At 69.9% G+C, this 17382-nt stretch carries 16 protein-coding genes; 9 read left to right on the plus strand and 7 right to left on the minus strand.

Annotated features, from left to right (window positions below; all coding sequences use genetic code 11):
* Positions 1-36: 36 nt before the first annotated feature.
* The gene (locus tag INT51_RS02145) at positions 37-1389 is read right to left on the minus strand and encodes an FAD-dependent oxidoreductase (protein ID WP_193103563.1); all 1353 of its coding nucleotides are present in this window, start codon (positions 1387-1389) and stop codon (positions 37-39) included.
* A 93-nt stretch (positions 1390-1482) separates the two neighbouring features.
* Here INT51_RS02145 and INT51_RS22795 point away from each other — a divergent pair, with 93 nt between their 5' ends.
* Positions 1483-2328, plus strand: coding sequence for a GNAT family N-acetyltransferase (locus tag INT51_RS22795; protein ID WP_370540775.1), 846 nt, complete (start codon positions 1483-1485; stop codon positions 2326-2328).
* Between the two features lie 104 nt (positions 2329-2432).
* Positions 2433-3272, plus strand: coding sequence for an NAD(P)-dependent oxidoreductase (locus INT51_RS02155; protein WP_193103565.1), 840 nt, complete (start codon positions 2433-2435; stop codon positions 3270-3272).
* A gap of 154 nt (positions 3273-3426) precedes the next feature.
* Here INT51_RS02155 and INT51_RS02160 read toward each other — a convergent pair whose 3' ends face one another.
* Entirely contained in the window at positions 3427-5103 is a 1677-nt protein-coding gene (locus INT51_RS02160; RefSeq protein ID WP_193103566.1) for an FAD-binding dehydrogenase, read from the minus strand.
* A 235-nt stretch (positions 5104-5338) separates the two neighbouring features.
* On the opposite strand from INT51_RS02160, the gene INT51_RS02165 reads away from it, so the two are divergent.
* Positions 5339-5899 (plus strand): YdhK family protein, encoded by a 561-nt coding sequence (locus tag INT51_RS02165; RefSeq protein ID WP_193103567.1) that lies wholly within the window; start codon positions 5339-5341, stop codon positions 5897-5899.
* Between the two features lie 81 nt (positions 5900-5980).
* Positions 5981-6583: a CueP family metal-binding protein gene (locus INT51_RS02170; RefSeq protein ID WP_193103568.1), complete on the plus strand. Its 603-nt coding sequence runs from the start codon at positions 5981-5983 to the stop codon at positions 6581-6583.
* Between the two features lie 12 nt (positions 6584-6595).
* Here the strand turns inward: INT51_RS02170 and INT51_RS02175 are convergent, their stop codons facing one another.
* Complete coding sequence (locus tag INT51_RS02175; protein WP_193103839.1) at positions 6596-8737, minus strand: heavy metal translocating P-type ATPase; 2142 nt, start codon at positions 8735-8737, stop codon at positions 6596-6598.
* A gap of 224 nt (positions 8738-8961) precedes the next feature.
* Here INT51_RS02175 and INT51_RS02180 point away from each other — a divergent pair, with 224 nt between their 5' ends.
* Genes INT51_RS02180 through INT51_RS02190 form a run of 3 tightly spaced genes read left to right on the plus strand, consistent with a single transcriptional unit; the run spans position 8962 to position 10912 of the window.
* Positions 8962-9522, plus strand: a complete 561-nt coding sequence (locus tag INT51_RS02180) for a hypothetical protein (RefSeq protein ID WP_193103569.1) — start codon at positions 8962-8964, stop codon at positions 9520-9522.
* Positions 9519-9932 (plus strand): BlaI/MecI/CopY family transcriptional regulator, encoded by a 414-nt coding sequence (locus INT51_RS02185; RefSeq protein WP_304502051.1) that lies wholly within the window; start codon positions 9519-9521, stop codon positions 9930-9932. The genes INT51_RS02180 and INT51_RS02185 overlap by 4 nt, the downstream gene beginning before the upstream one ends.
* Positions 9929-10912 (plus strand): M56 family metallopeptidase, encoded by a 984-nt coding sequence (locus INT51_RS02190; RefSeq protein WP_193103570.1) that lies wholly within the window; start codon positions 9929-9931, stop codon positions 10910-10912. The genes INT51_RS02185 and INT51_RS02190 overlap by 4 nt, the downstream gene beginning before the upstream one ends.
* Positions 10913-10922: 10 nt before the next feature.
* Here INT51_RS02190 and INT51_RS02195 read toward each other — a convergent pair whose 3' ends face one another.
* The 4 genes from INT51_RS02195 to INT51_RS02210 all read right to left on the minus strand — a co-directional run bounded on the left by INT51_RS02195 (position 10923) and on the right by INT51_RS02210 (position 14821).
* On the minus strand, positions 10923-12134 hold the full coding sequence (locus tag INT51_RS02195; protein ID WP_193103571.1) for a PQQ-binding-like beta-propeller repeat protein: 1212 nt from the start codon (positions 12132-12134) through the stop codon (positions 10923-10925).
* The gene (locus INT51_RS02200; RefSeq protein ID WP_193103572.1) at positions 12131-13006 is read right to left on the minus strand and encodes a cytochrome c biogenesis CcdA family protein; all 876 of its coding nucleotides are present in this window, start codon (positions 13004-13006) and stop codon (positions 12131-12133) included. Before INT51_RS02200 ends, INT51_RS02195 begins: the two co-directional genes overlap by 4 nt.
* Position 13007: 1 nt before the next feature.
* A complete protein-coding gene (locus tag INT51_RS02205) occupies positions 13008-13793 on the minus strand; it encodes a thioredoxin domain-containing protein (protein WP_193103573.1) in 786 nt (261 codons plus the stop codon).
* An 86-nt stretch (positions 13794-13879) separates the two neighbouring features.
* Positions 13880-14821 (minus strand): GlxA family transcriptional regulator, encoded by a 942-nt coding sequence (locus INT51_RS02210; protein ID WP_193103574.1) that lies wholly within the window; start codon positions 14819-14821, stop codon positions 13880-13882.
* A 144-nt stretch (positions 14822-14965) separates the two neighbouring features.
* On the opposite strand from INT51_RS02210, the gene INT51_RS02215 reads away from it, so the two are divergent.
* Entirely contained in the window at positions 14966-15628 is a 663-nt protein-coding gene (locus tag INT51_RS02215; RefSeq protein WP_193103575.1) for an isochorismatase family protein, read from the plus strand.
* A gap of 168 nt (positions 15629-15796) precedes the next feature.
* The gene (locus INT51_RS02220) at positions 15797-17308 is read left to right on the plus strand and encodes a hypothetical protein (RefSeq protein WP_304502052.1); all 1512 of its coding nucleotides are present in this window, start codon (positions 15797-15799) and stop codon (positions 17306-17308) included.
* Positions 17309-17382 lie beyond the last annotated feature (74 nt).

Below are 17382 nucleotides of genomic sequence, written 5' to 3' on the forward strand. Positions count from 1 at the left end.
CCCCGCTGACGTTCTCCGCCATGGGAGCAGTGACCGTCATCGCGCCGGGAGGGCCCCGATCGTGAGCGGCTGCGCCGTCGCGGGCGCACCGCAGCACCCCTCCTCCGGGGCCGCGGAGCTCTCGGGCTCGTCGAAGAGGCCCGACCCGCCGCACACCCCGGTCTCCGGCAGGCTCAGTTCGACGCGCTCGGCGGCCTCCCGGTCACCGGCGATGTCCGCGACCACGCTGCGGACCTGCTCGTATCCGGTCTGAGCCAGGAACGAGGGGGCGCGCCCGTAGGACTTCATCCCGACGATGTAGAGGCCGGTCTCGGGCTGCGTGAGCTCCTTGGCTCCGTGCGGATAGACGGTGCCGCAGGAGTGGACGTTGGGATCGATCAGCGGCGCCAGATCGGTCGGGGCCTGCAGGACCGGATCGAGATCGAGACGCACCTCGGTCAGCATGCTCAGATCCGGACGGAATCCGGTCACCGCGATGACGTGGTCGACACCTGCGACCTTCTGCCCGTCGAACGAGGTCAGGACCAGCGATCCGCCCTCCGCGACCTCCACGTCCGAGGTGCGGAACCCGCTGAACTCGGTGATCGCGCCGGAATCGACAGCGTGACGCGCCCGGGAGCCCAGCGCCCCGCGCGCCACGAGCTGGTCGTTGTCGCCCCCGCCGAACGCCTCCTTGGTCGAGGACCGACGCACCAACCAGCTCACCCGGGTGGAGGGTTCGGCCTCGGCCAGCGCGGCGAGCTCGACCAGAGCAGTCTGCGCGGAGGCGCCGGTCCCTGCCACGACGACGTGGCGACCGGCGAACTGCTCCCGCACCGAGCCATCGCGCAGGTTCGGAACTCGAGAGTTGATCCGGTTCGTCGCCGCCGCTTCGCCGATCGCCGGCAGGCCATCGCCACCAAGAGGGTTCGGGCTCCCCCAGGTGCCCGAGGCATCGATGACGGCGAGCGCCCTGACGCGCTCGATGCCCGTCGGTATCTGCACCTGGATGACGAACGGCTCGGCGTCCCGGCCGGAGTCGATGACTCGGTCGCGTCCCTGTCGCGAGACACCGATGACACGGGCGCCGTAGCGGAGGGAGACGTCATCCGTCGTGTCCAAGGCGTCGGCCAGTGGCTGCAGATAGTCGCGGGACCAGTCCTCTCCGGTCGGGTAGGCCGACGCGTCCGGCGCCGCCCATCCGAGGCCGCCCAGGAGCTGCTGCGCGGCGGGGTCCACCAGTTCGGACCATGGCGAGAACAGCCGGATGTGTCCCCACTCCCGGACGTTCGCACCGGCGCGGTCGCCCGCTTCCAGCACCACGACCTTCATTCCTCGCTGCTGTGCATGGGCCGCAGCCGCCAGCCCGGCTGGGCCGGCGCCGATCACTACCAGAGGCAATGCCTCCATCAGATGCTCCTTGGATCGAAAGGTGTCGATGCCTCGACATTATCGACCGACGTCGATCAAGTCAATCGATGGGCGTCGATGTATCATGTCGGAGTGACTACCACCCAGCCCCTCAGGCCCCCACTCGTCGATGTCGCGGCGGCGGAGACCTACGCCGAGTGGTTCAGGACGCTGGCCGATGCGACCCGCGTGCGCCTCCTGCACACCGTGGCCACCAGTCCCGCCGGCGCGATCCGGGTAGGGGATCTCGCAGCGCAGCTCGAGATCAGCCAATCCACCTGCTCCCATCACGTCCGCAAGCTTGCCGACGTCGGCTTCCTCATGATCGACAGGGTCGGCACCTCGAGCATCGTCTCCGTGAACCCGACCTGCTGCACCGGCCTGCCCCACGCAGCAGACGTCGTCATGGGCACGATGGCCCCGTTGCCGTGCTGCCCTGCCGATCTCCCGGGCGATGTCACCACCCGAGCGATGACCACGCAGGATCAGTCGGTGGTCCGCGACATCTACGCCGAAGGTGTCGCAGGCCGGAACGCCACCTTCGAGACCACGGTCCCGACCGCCTCCGACCTGGCCGCCAGATGGCTGCCTGGCCACCGATGGGTCGCAGAACTGGAGGGAAGGGTCGTGGGCTGGGCTGCGATCTCTCCGACCTCGACCCGCGACTGCTACGCCGGCGTCGGAGAGACCTCCGTGTACGTCACCGACGGCGCACGCGGCCGCGGCGTCGGCAAGACCCTTCTCCACCGCCTGGTCACCGAAGCCGACGACGCCGACCTCTGGACCCTCCAGACCTCGATCTTCCCGGAGAACCGCGCCAGCATCGCCCTCCACCACACGGCAGGCTTCCAGACCCTTGCGGTCCGCAGCCGGATCGCCCAGCTCGACGGCGTCTGGCGCGACACCGTCCTGCTCGAGCGGCGGCGCTCCACCGACTGAGGGGCTCGCGTCGACCAAGCGCGCTGTCACCCCCGTTGAGCACAGACCCACGAGAGCGACTCGTTCTCCTCAAGCAGGAGGGGTCCATGGTGCAGGATGTGCGCATGAGAATCGCAGTGACAGGTGGCTCGGGCAAACTCGGACGCACGGTGGTCAGGCAGCTGCGGGAGCATGGTCATCTGGTGATCAACCTCGACCAGGCGGGGGAACGCGGTTCGGGCTTCGTCCGCATCGACCTGCGTGACGCCGGTCAGGTGCTCGATGCGCTCACCGGTATCGATGAGCAGGCTCCCGACGGGTTCGACGCGGTCGTGCACCTCAGTGCGATCCCGGCCCCCGGCCTCGCGACCAACACCGCGACGTTCCAGAACAACATCATCAGCACGTACAACGTGTTCAACGCGGCGATCAAGGCCGGCATCACGAACATCGTGACGGCGTCGAGCGAGACGGTGCTCGGACTGCCGTTCGACACCCCGCCGCCCTACATCCCGGTCGATGAGGACTATGCGGCGCGCCCTGAGTCCACGTACTCGCTCTCGAAGCACCTCGAGGAGCAGTTGGCGATCGAACTGACTCGCTGGCATCCGGAGTTGAAGATCATCGCGCTGCGCTTCTCGAACGTGATGGACGAGGAGGACTACGCCGCGTTCGAGTCGTTCGACGCCGATGCAACGCTGCGCAAGTGGAACCTCTGGGGCTATATCGACGGCCGCGACGGTGCTGAGGCCGTGCGCCTCGCGCTCGAGCACCGGGCCACGGGATTCGACCGCTTCATCATCGCTGCTGCCGACACGGTCATGTCGCGCGACAACAGCGAGCTCGTCGCCGAGGTCTTCCCCGACGTCCCGGTGAACGGCGACATCTCGGGCAACGGCACGCTGCTGTCGATCGACAGGGCGCGCGCCGTCCTGGGCTTCGACCCCCAGCACAGCTGGCGCTGACCGGCCTCAGGGCCACGGATCGACCGGCACCCCGACGTGCGCACGATGCTCGGTCGCGAGAAGAATCCGTCGGTGAGCACCGCGTTCGCGCCGTCGTCCAGCAGCACGGTGGACACCCCGAGGAAGGTCGCTCGGAGGGTGCCGGGGGTGGGCGTCATAGTGACCTCGCCAAGGAGCGGCCGACGGTTCGTCCGGTGAAGAGGCATCCCCCGAGGAAGGTGCCCTCGAGCGCGTTGTACCCGTGCGCCCCGCCGCCACCGAAACCGGCTGCTTCACCCGCGGCGAAGAGCCCGGGGACGGGTGCGCCGTCCGCGCCGAGCGCACGTCCATCGAGATCGGTCTGGATTCCGCCGAGCGTCTTGCGCGTGACGATCCACAGGCGCACGGCGATGAGGGGCCCGTGCGCCGGGTCGAGGATCCGGTGCGGCTTCGCCGTGCGAAACAGCTTGTCCCCGAGGTAGCGCCGGCTGTTCTGGATGCCCATCGTCTGGGCGTCCTTGGAGTACGGGTTCACGATCTCGTTGTCGCGCGCCCGGACGATCTCCTGGATGTCCTCGAGGACCAGGAGGTCATCCCCGGTCATCGCGTTCATGCCCGCCACCAGCTCGGGCAGGGTGTCGGCGACGACGAAGTCCTCTCCGTGCTCCTTGAAGTCCTCCACCGGTCCGGTCGCGGACCGGCCGAGTCGGCTCCGCAGGAGCAGCCCCAGGTCCCGGTTCGTGATGTCGGGGTTCTGCTCCGATCCGGAGAGGGCGAACTCCTTCTTGATGATGGATTGGTCCAGGAGGAACCACGAGTAGTCGTAGTCGGCGATATCCGGCGTCGTGCGGAGGATCTTCAGGGTGCCGAGGGTGTCGTAGCCGGGCAGCCCGGGCGCGGGGAGTCGGCGCCCCCGGGCGTCCAACCAGATCGAGGACGGGCCCGGAAGGATCCGGATGGCATGGTCGGGCCAGATCGGGTTCCAGTTCTGCAGGCCTTCGGTGTAGTGCCACATGCGATCGCGGTTGACCAGCCGGACGCCCTGCTCGGTGGCGATGTCGAGCATGCGGCCGTCCACGTGCTCCGGCACGCCCGTGATCATCTTGTGCGGCGGGGTGCCCAGGCTCTCCGGCCACCACTTCCTCACCTGCTCGTGATCGCCGCCGATCCCGCCGCTGGCGATGACCACCGCCTGGGCGTGGAACTCGAACGTGCCGATCGCTTCTCGACTGGAGGGAACGCCGCGTCGGGCGGTATCGGCCGCGAGCACCGTGCCGTGCACACCGGTCACCTGGTCACCCTCGAAGAGCAGCCCATCGACCTGATGGCGGAACCGGAACGTCAGGAGGCCGGCTTCGGCCGCCGCACGAGCCGTGTCCGCGAAGGGTTCCGAGATCCCCGTGCCCGTGCCCCACGGGACATGGAAGCGGGGTACGGAGTTGCCGTGGCCGCGCGCGGTCAGGTCGCCCCGCTCCGCCCAGCCGACCAGCGGCGTGAACCTCACCCCCTGCTCGTGCAGCCACTGCCGCTTCTCCCCCGCGGCGAACTCGACGTAGGCGCGGCCCCACTTCTGCGCCCACTCGTCCTCGGGATGCGGTCCGGCGAGGCGGTCCCACCCCGCGGACCCCTTCCAGTCCTGCCATGCCAGCTCGAACGAGTCCCGGGCCCCGAAGCGTCGCTGCATGGGGGTGTCCACCAGGAAGATTCCGCCGAACGACCAGAAGGCCTGCCCGCCGAGATTCGCCGCGTTCTCCTGGTCGACGATCAGGACTCGCTTCCCGGCGCGGGTCAGCTCGTTGCTGGCGACCAGTCCCGCGAGCCCACCACCGATGATGATCACGTCTGCGTCCATGAGGCTTCCTCGTCTCGATCCGGCCATCCGACGGTGACGATTCGCATCGTACTCAATGCGCTTCGTATCCCCCGGGCGAGCGAGGGGACGCTGCGGTGTTCGGGCTCTCCGGAGACGCCACGCGGCGATGACGCGGGGCACCTCACGCCCGGAGAGATTTTTGCCCCCTGCACGCGAAGTAATACCCCATCGGGGTATACGCTCGTCGAGTCCAATCCGCGACCGAGGAGATGCGATGACGAAGATCGGACAAATGAGTCGACGGGCGGCATTGATCACCGCGGGCGTCACAGTGTTCACCGCGTGCTCCCACACCGCTTCCGACGAAATGCATACTCAGGCCGCGCCGGACGGCGGCCACGAAGGGCACGAGCCCGAGGGCAACCCGCCGCCGGAAGGAATCACGGAGGCGGTCGATCCGACCTACCCGGTCGGCACCACGGTGGTCCTGGCCGCCGATCACATGCCCGGCATGAACGGGGCGACGGCGACCATCTCCGGTGCGTTCAACACCATCACCTACTCCGTGTCCTACACCCCGGCCGACAGCGAAGACCTCGTCACCGACCACAAGTGGGTTGTGCACGAGGAGCTCGACGGTCCTGCCGAGACACCCCTTGCGAAGGGCACCGAGGTGGTGCTGAATGCGGAGCACATGCCCGGCATGGACAGTGCGGAGGCGACGATCGACAGTTCGACCGACGAGACCGTGTACATGGTCGATGTCGAGATGGACGGCATGGCGATGACGAACCACAAGTGGGTCGTCGAGAGCGAGATCCAGCCGGCCGAGTGACGCCGTGAACGCGAGGCTGGCCGGGGTCGAGCCAGCCCTGCGTTCACTACCCACCCCACCGTGTGCAAAGGACTGCCCGTCATGACAAGCCCCTCCACCACTGCGATAGCGCGACGCGCGCTTTTCGCCGGCCTCACCCTGACTCCCTTGGTCCTGGTCGGCTGCGCGAGCACCGGGACAGACACCGGCTCCGCCTCGGGCAACGATCTGCTGCGCGACCTCGGATTCGACGGCATGAATGGGCGAGAGATCATCGATGAGCTGGAGGCGCTGCCGATCGATCAGCGGCCGGCCGACGTGCTGGCGGCGGTGCACCCGGACGAACTCGCGCTTAGCGATGCCTCGGGCCGGGAGGCGCGGATTCCGCTGCCCGACGAGGAATTCTACGTGTCGGTGGCCCCGTTCCTCGAGGTGACCCACGACTGCCACGTCCACAGCCTGACCACATGCACCGGAGAGCTCCCCGACCAGAACTTCGAGGTCCTGGTGACGGACGCCAGCGGCGAGGCTCTCCTCGAGCACGTGATCACGACGAATCCGAACGGGTTCTTCGGCATGTGGCTGCCCCGGGATCGCTCCCTGACTCTCACCTGCTCCCAGGACGACATGAGCGCTACGACAGCGTTGTCAACCCGTGGCGACGAGGCCGCCACGTGCCTGACCACCCTGCAGCTGACGGCCTGAGGCCCAGCGCGCTCAGGATCTGCTGGATGAGGGCGCGCGGTCCAGGATCCTCGCGGTGCTGGCCTCGGGAGTGAGGTCGAGGCGGCGCAGGACCTGCGCGTTCAGTGCCACGACCACGGTGGAGGCGGACATCAGGAGAGCCCCGATGCTCATCGGCAGCACGAACCCGATCGGGGCCAGGACGCCGGCGGCGAGGGGAACCGAGAGCAGGTTGTATCCGGCCGCCCACCACAGGTTCTGCTTCATCTTCCGATAGGCGGCGCGGGAGAGCTCGACGATCGAAAGCACCGAGCGAGGGTCCGACGACGCCAGGATCACCCCGGCAGAGCCGATCGCGACGTCCGTTCCCGCGCCGATGGCGATCCCGACGTCGGCCTGAGCAAGAGCGGGGGCGTCGTTGACGCCGTCGCCGACCATCGCGACCGTGCGGCCCTCGCGCTGGAGCTCGGAGACCGTGGCAGCCTTGTCCTCGGGGCGCACTCCGGCGAAGACCCGGTCGATGCCGAGCTCCCCCGCGACCGTATCGGCGACCGCTTGCGCGTCACCGGTGATCATCACGACCTGCGTGCCCACGGCGTGCAGCGCGTCCACGGCATCACGAGACTCGGGCCTGATCTCATCGGCCAGGCGCAGCGCCCCGATGACCTCGCCGCCGGCGAGGACGTGCAGGATGATCGCTCCCTCGCGGCGCCAGGCATCAGCGGCGGGCAGCTCGGCCGCATCGTGCCGACCCAGCAGATGGGGGCCGCCGACCTCGACGACGATGCCGCCCACGGTGGCCCTGACTCCGACTGCCGGGGACGAGGTGAAGTCGGAGGCGGACCCGATGCCGAGGTCGCGGGTACGGGCGGCGCCGATGATCGCGCGAGCCAGGGGGTGCTCGCTGCCTCCTTCCGCGGCGGCCGCCAGGGCGAGCACGTCGTTCTCGGTGCGGCCGGCGACGGGCTCGATGGCGGTGACGGTGGGCTCCCCCTTGGTCAGGGTGCCGGTCTTGTCGAACAGCACCGTGTCGACGGTGCGCATCGACTCCAGGGCGAGGCGGTCCTTGACCAGGACGCCACCGCGGGCCGCGCGTTCGGTCGCGATGGAGACCACCAGCGGGATCGCCAAGCCCAGCGCATGGGGGCAGGCGATGACCAGCACGGTGATCGTGCGGACCACCGCCTGGTCGGGGAGCCCGATCAGTGCCCAGACGAGTGCGGTGATCAGGGCAGATCCCAGGGCGAACCAGAACAGCCAGGCCGCTGCGGTATCGGCGATGCGCTGCGCCCGCGAGGAGGAGGCCTGAGCATCGGTGACCAGCTTCTGGATACCGGCCAGGGCGGTGTCCTCGCCGATCGCGGTGACTTCGACGCGCAGTCCGGAATCGGTGGCGACGGTGCCGGCGACGACCTGGCCCCCGATCTCGCGGCGCACGGTCCTGGATTCGCCGGTGACCATGGACTCGTCCATGCTCGCGCTGCCGTCGACGATCTTCCCGTCGGCAGGCACGGAGGAACCGGGGCGGACGATCACGACGTCACCCACGGCCAGATCGGCCGGTGCGACCGTGATGACCTCGTCGCCCTCGAGCTTCTCGGCCTCGTCGGGCAGCAGTGCCGCGAGGGAGTCCAGCGCCGAGGTGGTCTGGGCCAGGGATCGCATCTCGATCCAGTGACCCAGCAGCATGATCACGATCAGCAGCGCCAGCTCCCACCAGAAGTTCAGCTGGTGGTCCAGCACACCCGCGCTCGCGCCCCAGGAGGCGATGAATGCCACGGTGATCGCCAGGCCGATCAGGAGCATCATCCCCGGCTTGCCGGAGCGGATCTCGGAGACCGCTCCGGTCAGGAACGGCCGGCCGCCCCAGGCGTACATGATCGTGCCCAGCATGGGCGAGACCCACCAGACCCATCCGGCGTCCGGCAGCGGGTAGCCGATCAGGCCGGCGAACATATCGTTCAGGGCCACCACGGGCACGGCGAGGACGAGCATGATCCAGAACAAGCGCCGGAACTGACCCACGTGATCGCCATGGCCGCCGTGACCGCCGTGACCGTGATCGCTGTGGCCCGCGGAGGCGTCGTGGCCGTGGTGGCCGGCGTGCGGCTCATCGGCGGCGTCGTGGTGATGCGCACGGTCGGCGTGGGCGGGGGTCGACGGGTCCGGACTCATGGTCATCTCTCTTCGCTCATCCTGCTGGCCAGCTCGCACCCAGCTCCGGTCTCGGTCGGGACGACCTCGTCCCCTTCCTCGTGGATTCGCTGAACAGTATACCCCCTGGGGGTATTACGCAAGGGGTGACCCCTCTCCCGTGAACCACTGGTCCGCGATAGTCCGACCCGACGGCGCCTCCGATCGACTATGCGAGATAGTAATCAGTGGGGCATAGTGGCAACATGCCTCGCATCCAGGAATGGCCGAACCGGTTTCGAGAGTCCTTGCGCCTGGCTGCCCTGGCGTTGCGGGAGTGGGGCACGCCGCAGGTCCTCGCAGCAGCTGTGGCAGCCCTTCTGGTGGGGGTGGTGATGGGGCTGGCCACCGTGCTGATCCCCAATCCGGTGTTCTCCCGCGACGTCCCCGCCGTGGCGTGGAACTACCCGGTATGGGTGCTCACGTCCGCCCTCATGGGCATCCTGATCGCCACCTACGTGACTCCGCCGACGCCCTCCCGATCCACGGCCGCGGAGGCGCACGACGGTCCCGAGCGTCGCAGCGCCCGCACCGGGACCGCCGCCGGAGTGCTGGCATGGTTCGCCGTGGGGTGCCCGGTGTGCAACAAGATCGCGCTGCTGGCGCTCGGATACACCGGAGCGCTGACCTGGTTCGCGCCGGTGCAGCCGTTCCTGGCGGCCATGGCGCTCGTGCTGGCGGTCATCGCGGTCATCTGGCGTCTGAGCGGCCAGGTCGCCTGCCCGGTGCCGGTCACCCGCGCGACCAGGCGGGAGGTGGTCTCGTGAGCCCCGCCGATCCGGGCCGGTCCTTCGGCCAGGTCCGCCTGGGCACGCTGGAGCAGCAGGTGATGGAGCAGCTCTGGGAGCAGGCCGAGCTCACCATCCGCGAGCTGATCTCCCGCCTGGGGGACGAGTACGCCTACACCACCATCGCCACGGTGCTGAAGAATCTCGACCGGAAGGGCCTGGTGTCACACCGGCGCGCGGGCCGGTCGGTGCAGTACCGGGCACGCCATTCGAGATCAGAGCATGCGGCCCAGCTGATGGAGCACGCGCTGTCCGCGAGCAACGACCGCAGCGCCTCGATCCTGCGCTTCGTCGACGGGATGGAGTCGCGGGACCTGGCCATGCTGCGCGCGTACCTGGACGGCCATGAGGCCTCCCCGCCACCGGAGGATGGACAGGAGGCACCGTGATCGTCCTGCTGCTGGGTGCCGCGCTTCTCGTTCTGGCGCTCGTCGGCCCCACCCTGGTGCGCCGGAGCAGCCCTCTGCTCGTGCGGGCCCCGCGTCTGTCGTCCGCCCTGCTGCTGGGCGGGCTGACGGTGTGGCTGGCGTCAGCAGCGGCGGTGAGCGTGGTGCTGGCCGGGCTCGTCAGCGGCCCTCAGCTGCTCCCCGCCCCGGTCGGCGACGTCTGCCGGCGATGCCTCGCGGCTGCCAGCCCGCTCCCCGTGGGGGCCCCGATCGAGATCCCCGTGCCGGCCGCCGTGCTGCTCCTGCTGCCGCTGGGCGGAACGCTCACGCTGATGGTGATCGCGACAGGGCGGCTGGTGCGTCGGGCGAGGTCCACGCGCGCGGTCCTGGACGAGGTCTCGGCCGTGGGCAGGAGTGCCCGGATCGCCGGGCGCCGCGTCGTGCTCGTCCCGGATCAGCGGCCCGTGGCCTTCAGCCTGCCGAGCCGCCGGGGAGGCATCGTGCTCTCCCACGGCCTGCTGGAGGCGCTCGACCCTCAGGAGCTCGCCGCCGTGGTCGAGCACGAGGAGACGCATCTGCGACAGCACCACCATCTGATGGCGACCGTGCTGCACGCAGTCGCCGGGCCGCTGCGTGCCATCCCTCTGGCCCGGGCCGTCACCGACACCGTCCCGCACCTGCTGGAAGTCGCGGCAGATGATTCCTCGCGCCACCGCTGCGGCACGCCGGCGCTGGCCAGCGCCCTGCTGACCCTCGGAAGCGCACCCGCTCCGTCGCCGGCGGGAGTCGCGCTGCACGCCACCGGTCCGGCAGGTCCCGGCCCCGATCGGATCGGGCACCTCGTCTCCCCCGCCGCCGTCCGTTCCGCCCTGGCGCCCGCAGGAGTGATGACCACGCTGCTGGCGCTGCTGCTCGGGGCCGGGTTCTGGGTCTACGGCCAGTACGCGCTGGTCGTCCTCGGCGGGTGCACGCTGCCGCTGTGAGGATGCCGATTCACTCCCGCAGGCCGTAGTTCTCGTCGAAGGCGGTGGTGACGAGGCAGCGCTTCTCCTCGATGCGCACGGCGGCGGCCGTCTCCGCCGAGAACACCTCGGGGACCGCGAGCGGACCCTCGAGATCGACGTCGTACGGGTTGACCATCAGCCCACGGTTCGTATCCAGCACCACCAGGGTCCCCTCGCCCCGGCGCACGGCGTAGGCCAGGCGTTCGCCGGCGCTGATCAGGTCGAGCTCCTCCGGATCATCGTGCGTCCACTGTTCGACGCCGTCGATGTCGAGCCCGCGCACGGTCGAGCCAGAGGCGACGACGGTGATCTCCAGGACGTGGTCGCGGGCGACGCGCAGCGCTTCGTCGGCGATCACCGACCCCTGCGAGAGGTCCAGGACCACTCCGGCCGATTCCTGATCGGCGATGACCGCGAAGGACGTGTTCGTGTCGATCGCGCCGAGGACGCGCGCGCGGAGCGGGTCGATGCCCGTGGGCATCGGGAGGCGCCACAGCTCCTCGCCCTCGATGGAGAGGGCGAGCAGTTCTGCCCCCTCCGTGCACAGGATCGTTCCCAGGTGCTCGGCCAGGATCCGGCCGTCGGCCAGATCCGCGTCGACGAGGCTCACCTCTCCGGTCGAACCCGACAGCGCGCTGCGGGGCCCTGTCTCCCCCATCGGCGCGTCGCTCGGCGCCGCGAACACCAGCCCGACGCCGGCCTGCGGACCCGGCGCGTCGATCGGGCCCCAGACCTCGTCGGCGGTGCGGAGGTCGTAGGCCGTCAGCGTCATCGCCGCCACGGCGTCTTCGGCGGGTGCGAGGTCGGCGAGGACGGCGACCGGCGTGTCCTCGGCGCCGCGCGTGAGGGTGAATCCGGTGCAGCTGAGCGGCCTGTCCGCTTCCCAGAGGATCGTGCCGTCCTGGTCGACGGCGATGTATCGCAGCTGGTCCTGGTCGTCCCGATACCCGAGGAAGATGCCGTCGAGCTCGAGCGGGGTGGAGGTCCAACCCGGGTCCACGACGATCATCGGCGTCATCTCCAGGGGCAGTCGCAGCTCCGCAGGATCGACCACCGGCGCCTGCTCCCCCCGGACGACGGGGGTGGGGTCCTGGACCGGGGACGCGGCGGCCGGCGCACCCGCCTCGGGATCTTCCCTGACGCAGGCGCTGAGGACGACCAGTCCCACGGGCAGGGCGGCAACGAGGCTGCGGCGCCTCATGGCCGCCTGCCCGGAGTCAGCGTGATCGTCGCAGGTCCAGCGTCCCGTCGGCGGCGCCGGTCCCGCACCCACCACCACAGGAGGCCGAGCAGTCCGAGCACCACGATCACGGCGATCTGCACCAGGGGGCCGTCGAGCTGCGCACTGTTCGCCTGCCAACGGGCGAGCGTGCTGGTGGGGACCAGCGAGGGCAGGGTCACCAGGCCGTTCGTCGTCCAGAAGAGGATGCCCAGGGCGATGATCACCAGGCCGGTGAGGACGGTGGTGGTGTGCAGGCGGCGCCCCAGCACCGTGAACTCACGTCCACGCAAGCGCGCCCGGGCACGATCGCCCAAGCGGTCCCACACCGCTGCCAGAACGATGAGCGGCACCACCATGCCGGCCCCGTAGACGGCCAGCAGGAGACCCGCCAGCAGCATGCTGCCCTGCCCCACGGCGAGGGTCAGCACGGCGCCGAGGATGGGCCCCGCGCAGAATCCGGCGATGCCGCCGACGGCGCCGAGCAGGAAGGTGCGCGCGAACCCGGTGCCGCGCGTCGAGCGCTGCTGCAGACGGTCGAATCCGGGAAGCATCCGGCTGAGGTCGAACCCGAGTCCGAGCGCGTGCAGGGCGCCGAGCACGATCAGTACGACCGACGTCCCGGCGATCAGCAGGGCGCGCTGTCCGATCAGCAGGGCGCCGAGTGCTCCGGCACCGATGCCGAGCGGGACCAGGGTCAGCACGAGTCCGAGGTAGAACACCACGGCGTGGGTCGCCAGGCCGGCGCGCGAGGTGATCGTCGAGGCGAAGAACCCCGGGAGCAGGAGCGCTCCGCAGGGGCTGAGGAGGGCGAGCGCGCCGCCGAGGAACGCGCTGAGCAGACCGACCTCCATGTCAGCCCTCGCTGTCGGCGAGCGCCTGGTCGACCATGTCGACGAACACCTCGGTGGGCTGCGCGCCGACGGTCGGTGTGCCGCCGAGGATGAACGCGGGGGTGGACATGGCGCCGAGCTCGATGCCCTGCTGGGCGTTCGCCTCGATGGTCGTCGCCACCTGCTCGGAGTCGATGTCCTCGGCGAACTGCTCGGGATCCAGCCCGAGCTCGGCGGCGAGGTCGATCAGTGCCTGCTCGCTGAGCTCGTCAGGCGACCGGATCTCGGCCCCGTCGAACAGTCGGCCGTGGAACTCCTCGTGGCGCCCCTGCATCGCAGCGGCGAGGCTCGCGCGCGCGGCGCGCTCGGAATCCTCCCCGTAGACGTTCACGTCGCGCCACTCGATGCGCAGCTCCCCGCGATCGACGTACTCGCGCATCGCGGGCAGCGTCTCGGTCGACCACTGCGCGCAGTAGGGGCACTGGTAGTCGGTGAAGACGACCAGCGTGACGGGGGCGTCGACGGAACCTTCCGCGAGCAGATCGTCAGGGTCGCGCGACTCCTGATCGCTGAGGTCAGGCACGGCCACCGAGGACGGATGCTCGATGGCCGCGGCTCCTCCGTCGCTCGCGGTGGTCGACGGGGTCTCCCGCGACGCCTCCCCGGAGTCGTTCCCGCCGGGTTGCAGCCAGAGCACGCCGATCACCAGTGCTGCGGTGACGACCACGATCGCTGCCGGAACCGCCCAGCGGCGACGGGCCCCGCCCTGCTCCGCGGGATCAGGGGCAGTGCTGTCGGGAGGTGCCATCGGCGTTCCGGTCCTTCCTGGCGCATGCGGACATTACTATCTTCCATAGTAACCACAGGAGGTGACGGCCGCCCGCTCCGCCCCGTTCAGCCCTGAAACTGACGCCGGTACTGCGTCGGGGAGATCCCGAGGGACCGGGAGAAGGCCTGGCGCATCGTGGCGACGCTCCCCCACCCGGCGTCGGCGGCGATCTGATCGACGGTGCGGCCCGTGGCCTCCAGGAGCCGGCGCGCCTCGTCCAGTCGCTGCGCCCTCACCCAGACCGCGGCCGTCGTCCCCACCGCCGCCGGGAAGGCACGCGCGAAGGTCCGCGGGCTCATATGAGCGGCTCGTGCGAGCCGGGCGGCTGGCAGCGGTTCCTCCAGATGCTCGAGCGCCCAGGCCATGGCCCGGGAGAGCTGATCCTGCTCCTCCTGTGCGGGCACCGGCCGCTCGATGTACTGGGCCTGACCACCCTCTCGGTGCGGGGCGATCACCAGGGAGCGGGCGACCTTGTTGGCCGCGGCGGCGCCGAGCCGGGCCCGCACCAGATGCAGGCAGGCATCGAGCCCGGAGGCGGTACCCGCCGAGGTCAGCACGTCGCCGTGGTCGACGTAGAGGACGGTCTCGTCGAGCGCCAGTCCCGGATGACGTGCGCTCAACTGGTCGAAGGACTGCCAGTGCGTCACGGCGGTACGGCCGTCCAGCAGCCCCGCATCGGCCACGGGGATCGTCCCGAGGCACAGTCCGACGATGGTGACCCCGCGGGCGTGCGCGGCGACCAGCCGCTCCAGCAGGTCGCGGCTCGCGGGGCGCCCGTCCGCATGCCAGGTGGGCATCACGAGGACGTCTGCCTCCGCGGCAGCGCCCCAGTCCTCCACCCCGGTCACGGCGTACCCCTCCGCCGTCCCGACCGACCCGCCGCGCTCGGTGAACAGGAAGGTCTCCCACGGCGCGAGACCCTGGCGGGAGACCTCGTCGAAAACCATCTGCGGCACCGAGAGATGGAAGAGCGTGGTGCCCTCGACGGCATAGATCCCGATGCGCATCCTGCCCTCCTCAGCGGCCGACCTCCAGCTGGCTGGATCTCATCGTATATCGGCATTCCCGCCACTGGGCCTGGGGCGAGATCCGATGGAGCATCGAGAGGTGTCGCCGCTCGGTGACACCCTCGACAGATCCAGGAGATCGCCATGACCACGCCGCGCCGCGCCCTCATCCTCATCGACGTGCAGCAGGACTATTTCAGCGGGCCGCTGGAGATCCAGCACCCCGCCCACGCCGACTCGCTGCCGGCCATCACGCAGGCCATCGATGCCGCCGCGGAGGCGGGCATCCCGATCGCTGCCATCCAGCACAGCATGGGAGCAGGCGCCCCCGTCTTCGACCCGGCCCAGCCTGGTTTCCAGCTGCACCCCGAGGTCGAGGCCCGCCGCACCGACAGCTGGAAGAGCGCGGTGAAGCGCTTCGGCTCGATCTACGCCGACACCGATATCGCCGCCTGGCTCCGCGAGCAGGACGTCGACACGGTCACCCTCGTGGGCTACATGACCAACAACTGCATCCTCGCCTCCGCCGTGGAGGGCGAGGGCCTCGAGCTCACCACCGAGGTGCTCTCCGACGCCACCGGTGCGATCCACATCGCCAACGGCGCCGGATCCGCCTCCGCCGAGACCATCCACAGCACGATCATGACGGTGCTGCACTCGAACCTGGCCGCCGTCGCGACCACCGACGCGTGGACCCGGGCGCTCTCCACCCAGGAGCCACTCTCGAAGAGCGATCTGGGCACCTCCGCCGTCCGAGGAGCACGGGAGGCGCACGCGTCGGGGCCGTCGGAATCCGTCGATCGCTGACGGCTTCCGTCAGGGCAGCGCCTTCCCGCGCTCCCACTCCCTCGCTCCCGCCGTGTCTCCGCCGGGCCGGGGCGCGCACACGGCAGGCTGGGGCCGTACCCCGGCCCCGGGTGCGCGACGGCATGTTCCCAGGGCCTTCAGGACGGCGACGGAGAGGCACGCAGCGCAGTGAGTGCACGGACCGGACCACCCGCACGATTCCGCAGGACGATCGCGGCCACGACAGCCGCGACGCTGGTCACGACGCTCGGTGCGTGCACCTGGCTCGACCAGCGGCTCAGCGTCGACGTCCTCGACGAGGCGCCTGCCTCGACCGTGCTGCCCGGGGAGGATGCCGCGCAGACCGCACTCGACCTCAGCGCAGCACTCTTCGAATCCGCCGACGTCGCCGTGGTGGCCACCGAGGATACCGTCGACGCACTGGCCGGCGTGAGCTCGAGACTCGGCCTCCCCCTGCTGATCGGCACGGGTCAGGCTGTCGCCGAGGAGGCCGAGCGCCTCGGCGTGGGCACGCTCGTCACGGCGGCCGGCACGGACCTCTCCGGGCTCGATGGCGATCTCGACGTCGTGGAGATCGACCCTGCGTCGGCCGACGTGGAGGACGACATCCCCGACGTGGCCGCAGACGAGAAGCCGACCACCGCCTCGTTGCTCATCGATCCGGAGCAGACGGGCCCCGCTCAGACCGTGGCGCGCGCCGAGATCGAGGCTGCCGGGGGCACCGTGACCGAGATGCCCGGCGGGGAACCCGGTCGCAGCAGCGACACGATCGCCACGGTGAAGGACGCTGCCGGGGAGGACCCGTCGGCCGGGATCCTCGCCCTGGGCGAGACCTTCGGCCCCGCCGATCAGTGGACGAATGCTCTGCAGAGAGTCGTCACCGCCCCCGAACTCCCGGGCGGCGGGCAGGAGGTCTTCCCGGGACGACGCATGATCGCCGCCTACGGGTCACCGGGCGTCCCGTCCCTGGGGATCCTCGGCGAGCAGCCGCTGGAGGAATCGATCGCTCGCGTGCAGGACATGGCCGCGGACTACGAGGGCCTCTCCGACGAGCCGGTGATCCCCGCCTTCGAGATCATCACGACGGTCGCCTCATCAGAGCCGGGGGCCGACGGCGACTTCTCCCAGGAGCTCGACCCCGAGATGCTCCGCGACTGGGTCGACGCGGCCGGCGAGGCCGGGGTCTACGTCGTGCTCGACCTGCAGCCCGGCACCACCGACTTCCTGACCCAGGCGAAGAGGTACGAGGACCTGCTCAAGGAGCCCCATGTGGGCCTCGCACTCGATGCGGAATGGCGGCTCGAGCCCGGCCAGAAGCACATGGAGCAGATCGGTTCCGTGACGGCCGAGGAGGTCAACGAGACCTCCCAGTGGCTGGCTGATCTCACCGCCCAGAACGATCTCCCTCAGAAGCTGCTGATCCTCCACCAGTTCAGCAACTCGATGATCTCGGACCGGCAGGACGTCGACACGTCCCATCCGGAGCTCGCGATCACCGTGCACGCCGATGGCCACGGCACCCCGGATCTCAAGCTGGGCACCTGGGATGCCCTGCAGAAGGATCTGCCCGAGGGGATCTTCATGGCATGGAAGAACTTCTACGACGAGGACACCCCCACGTTCACGCCGCAGGAGACCTACGAGGTCGAGCCGCGCCCCTGGTTCGTGTCCTATCAGTGAGAGATCCGCACCGCGGCCCGTCCGCGCGGCAAGCATCCAGGTAGGTGGGGGCGTATCGGCTTCAGGTGGTCTGC

The sequence above is a fragment of the Brachybacterium sp. FME24 genome (assembly GCF_014897705.1).
Lineage (GTDB): Bacteria > Actinomycetota > Actinomycetes > Actinomycetales > Dermabacteraceae > Brachybacterium.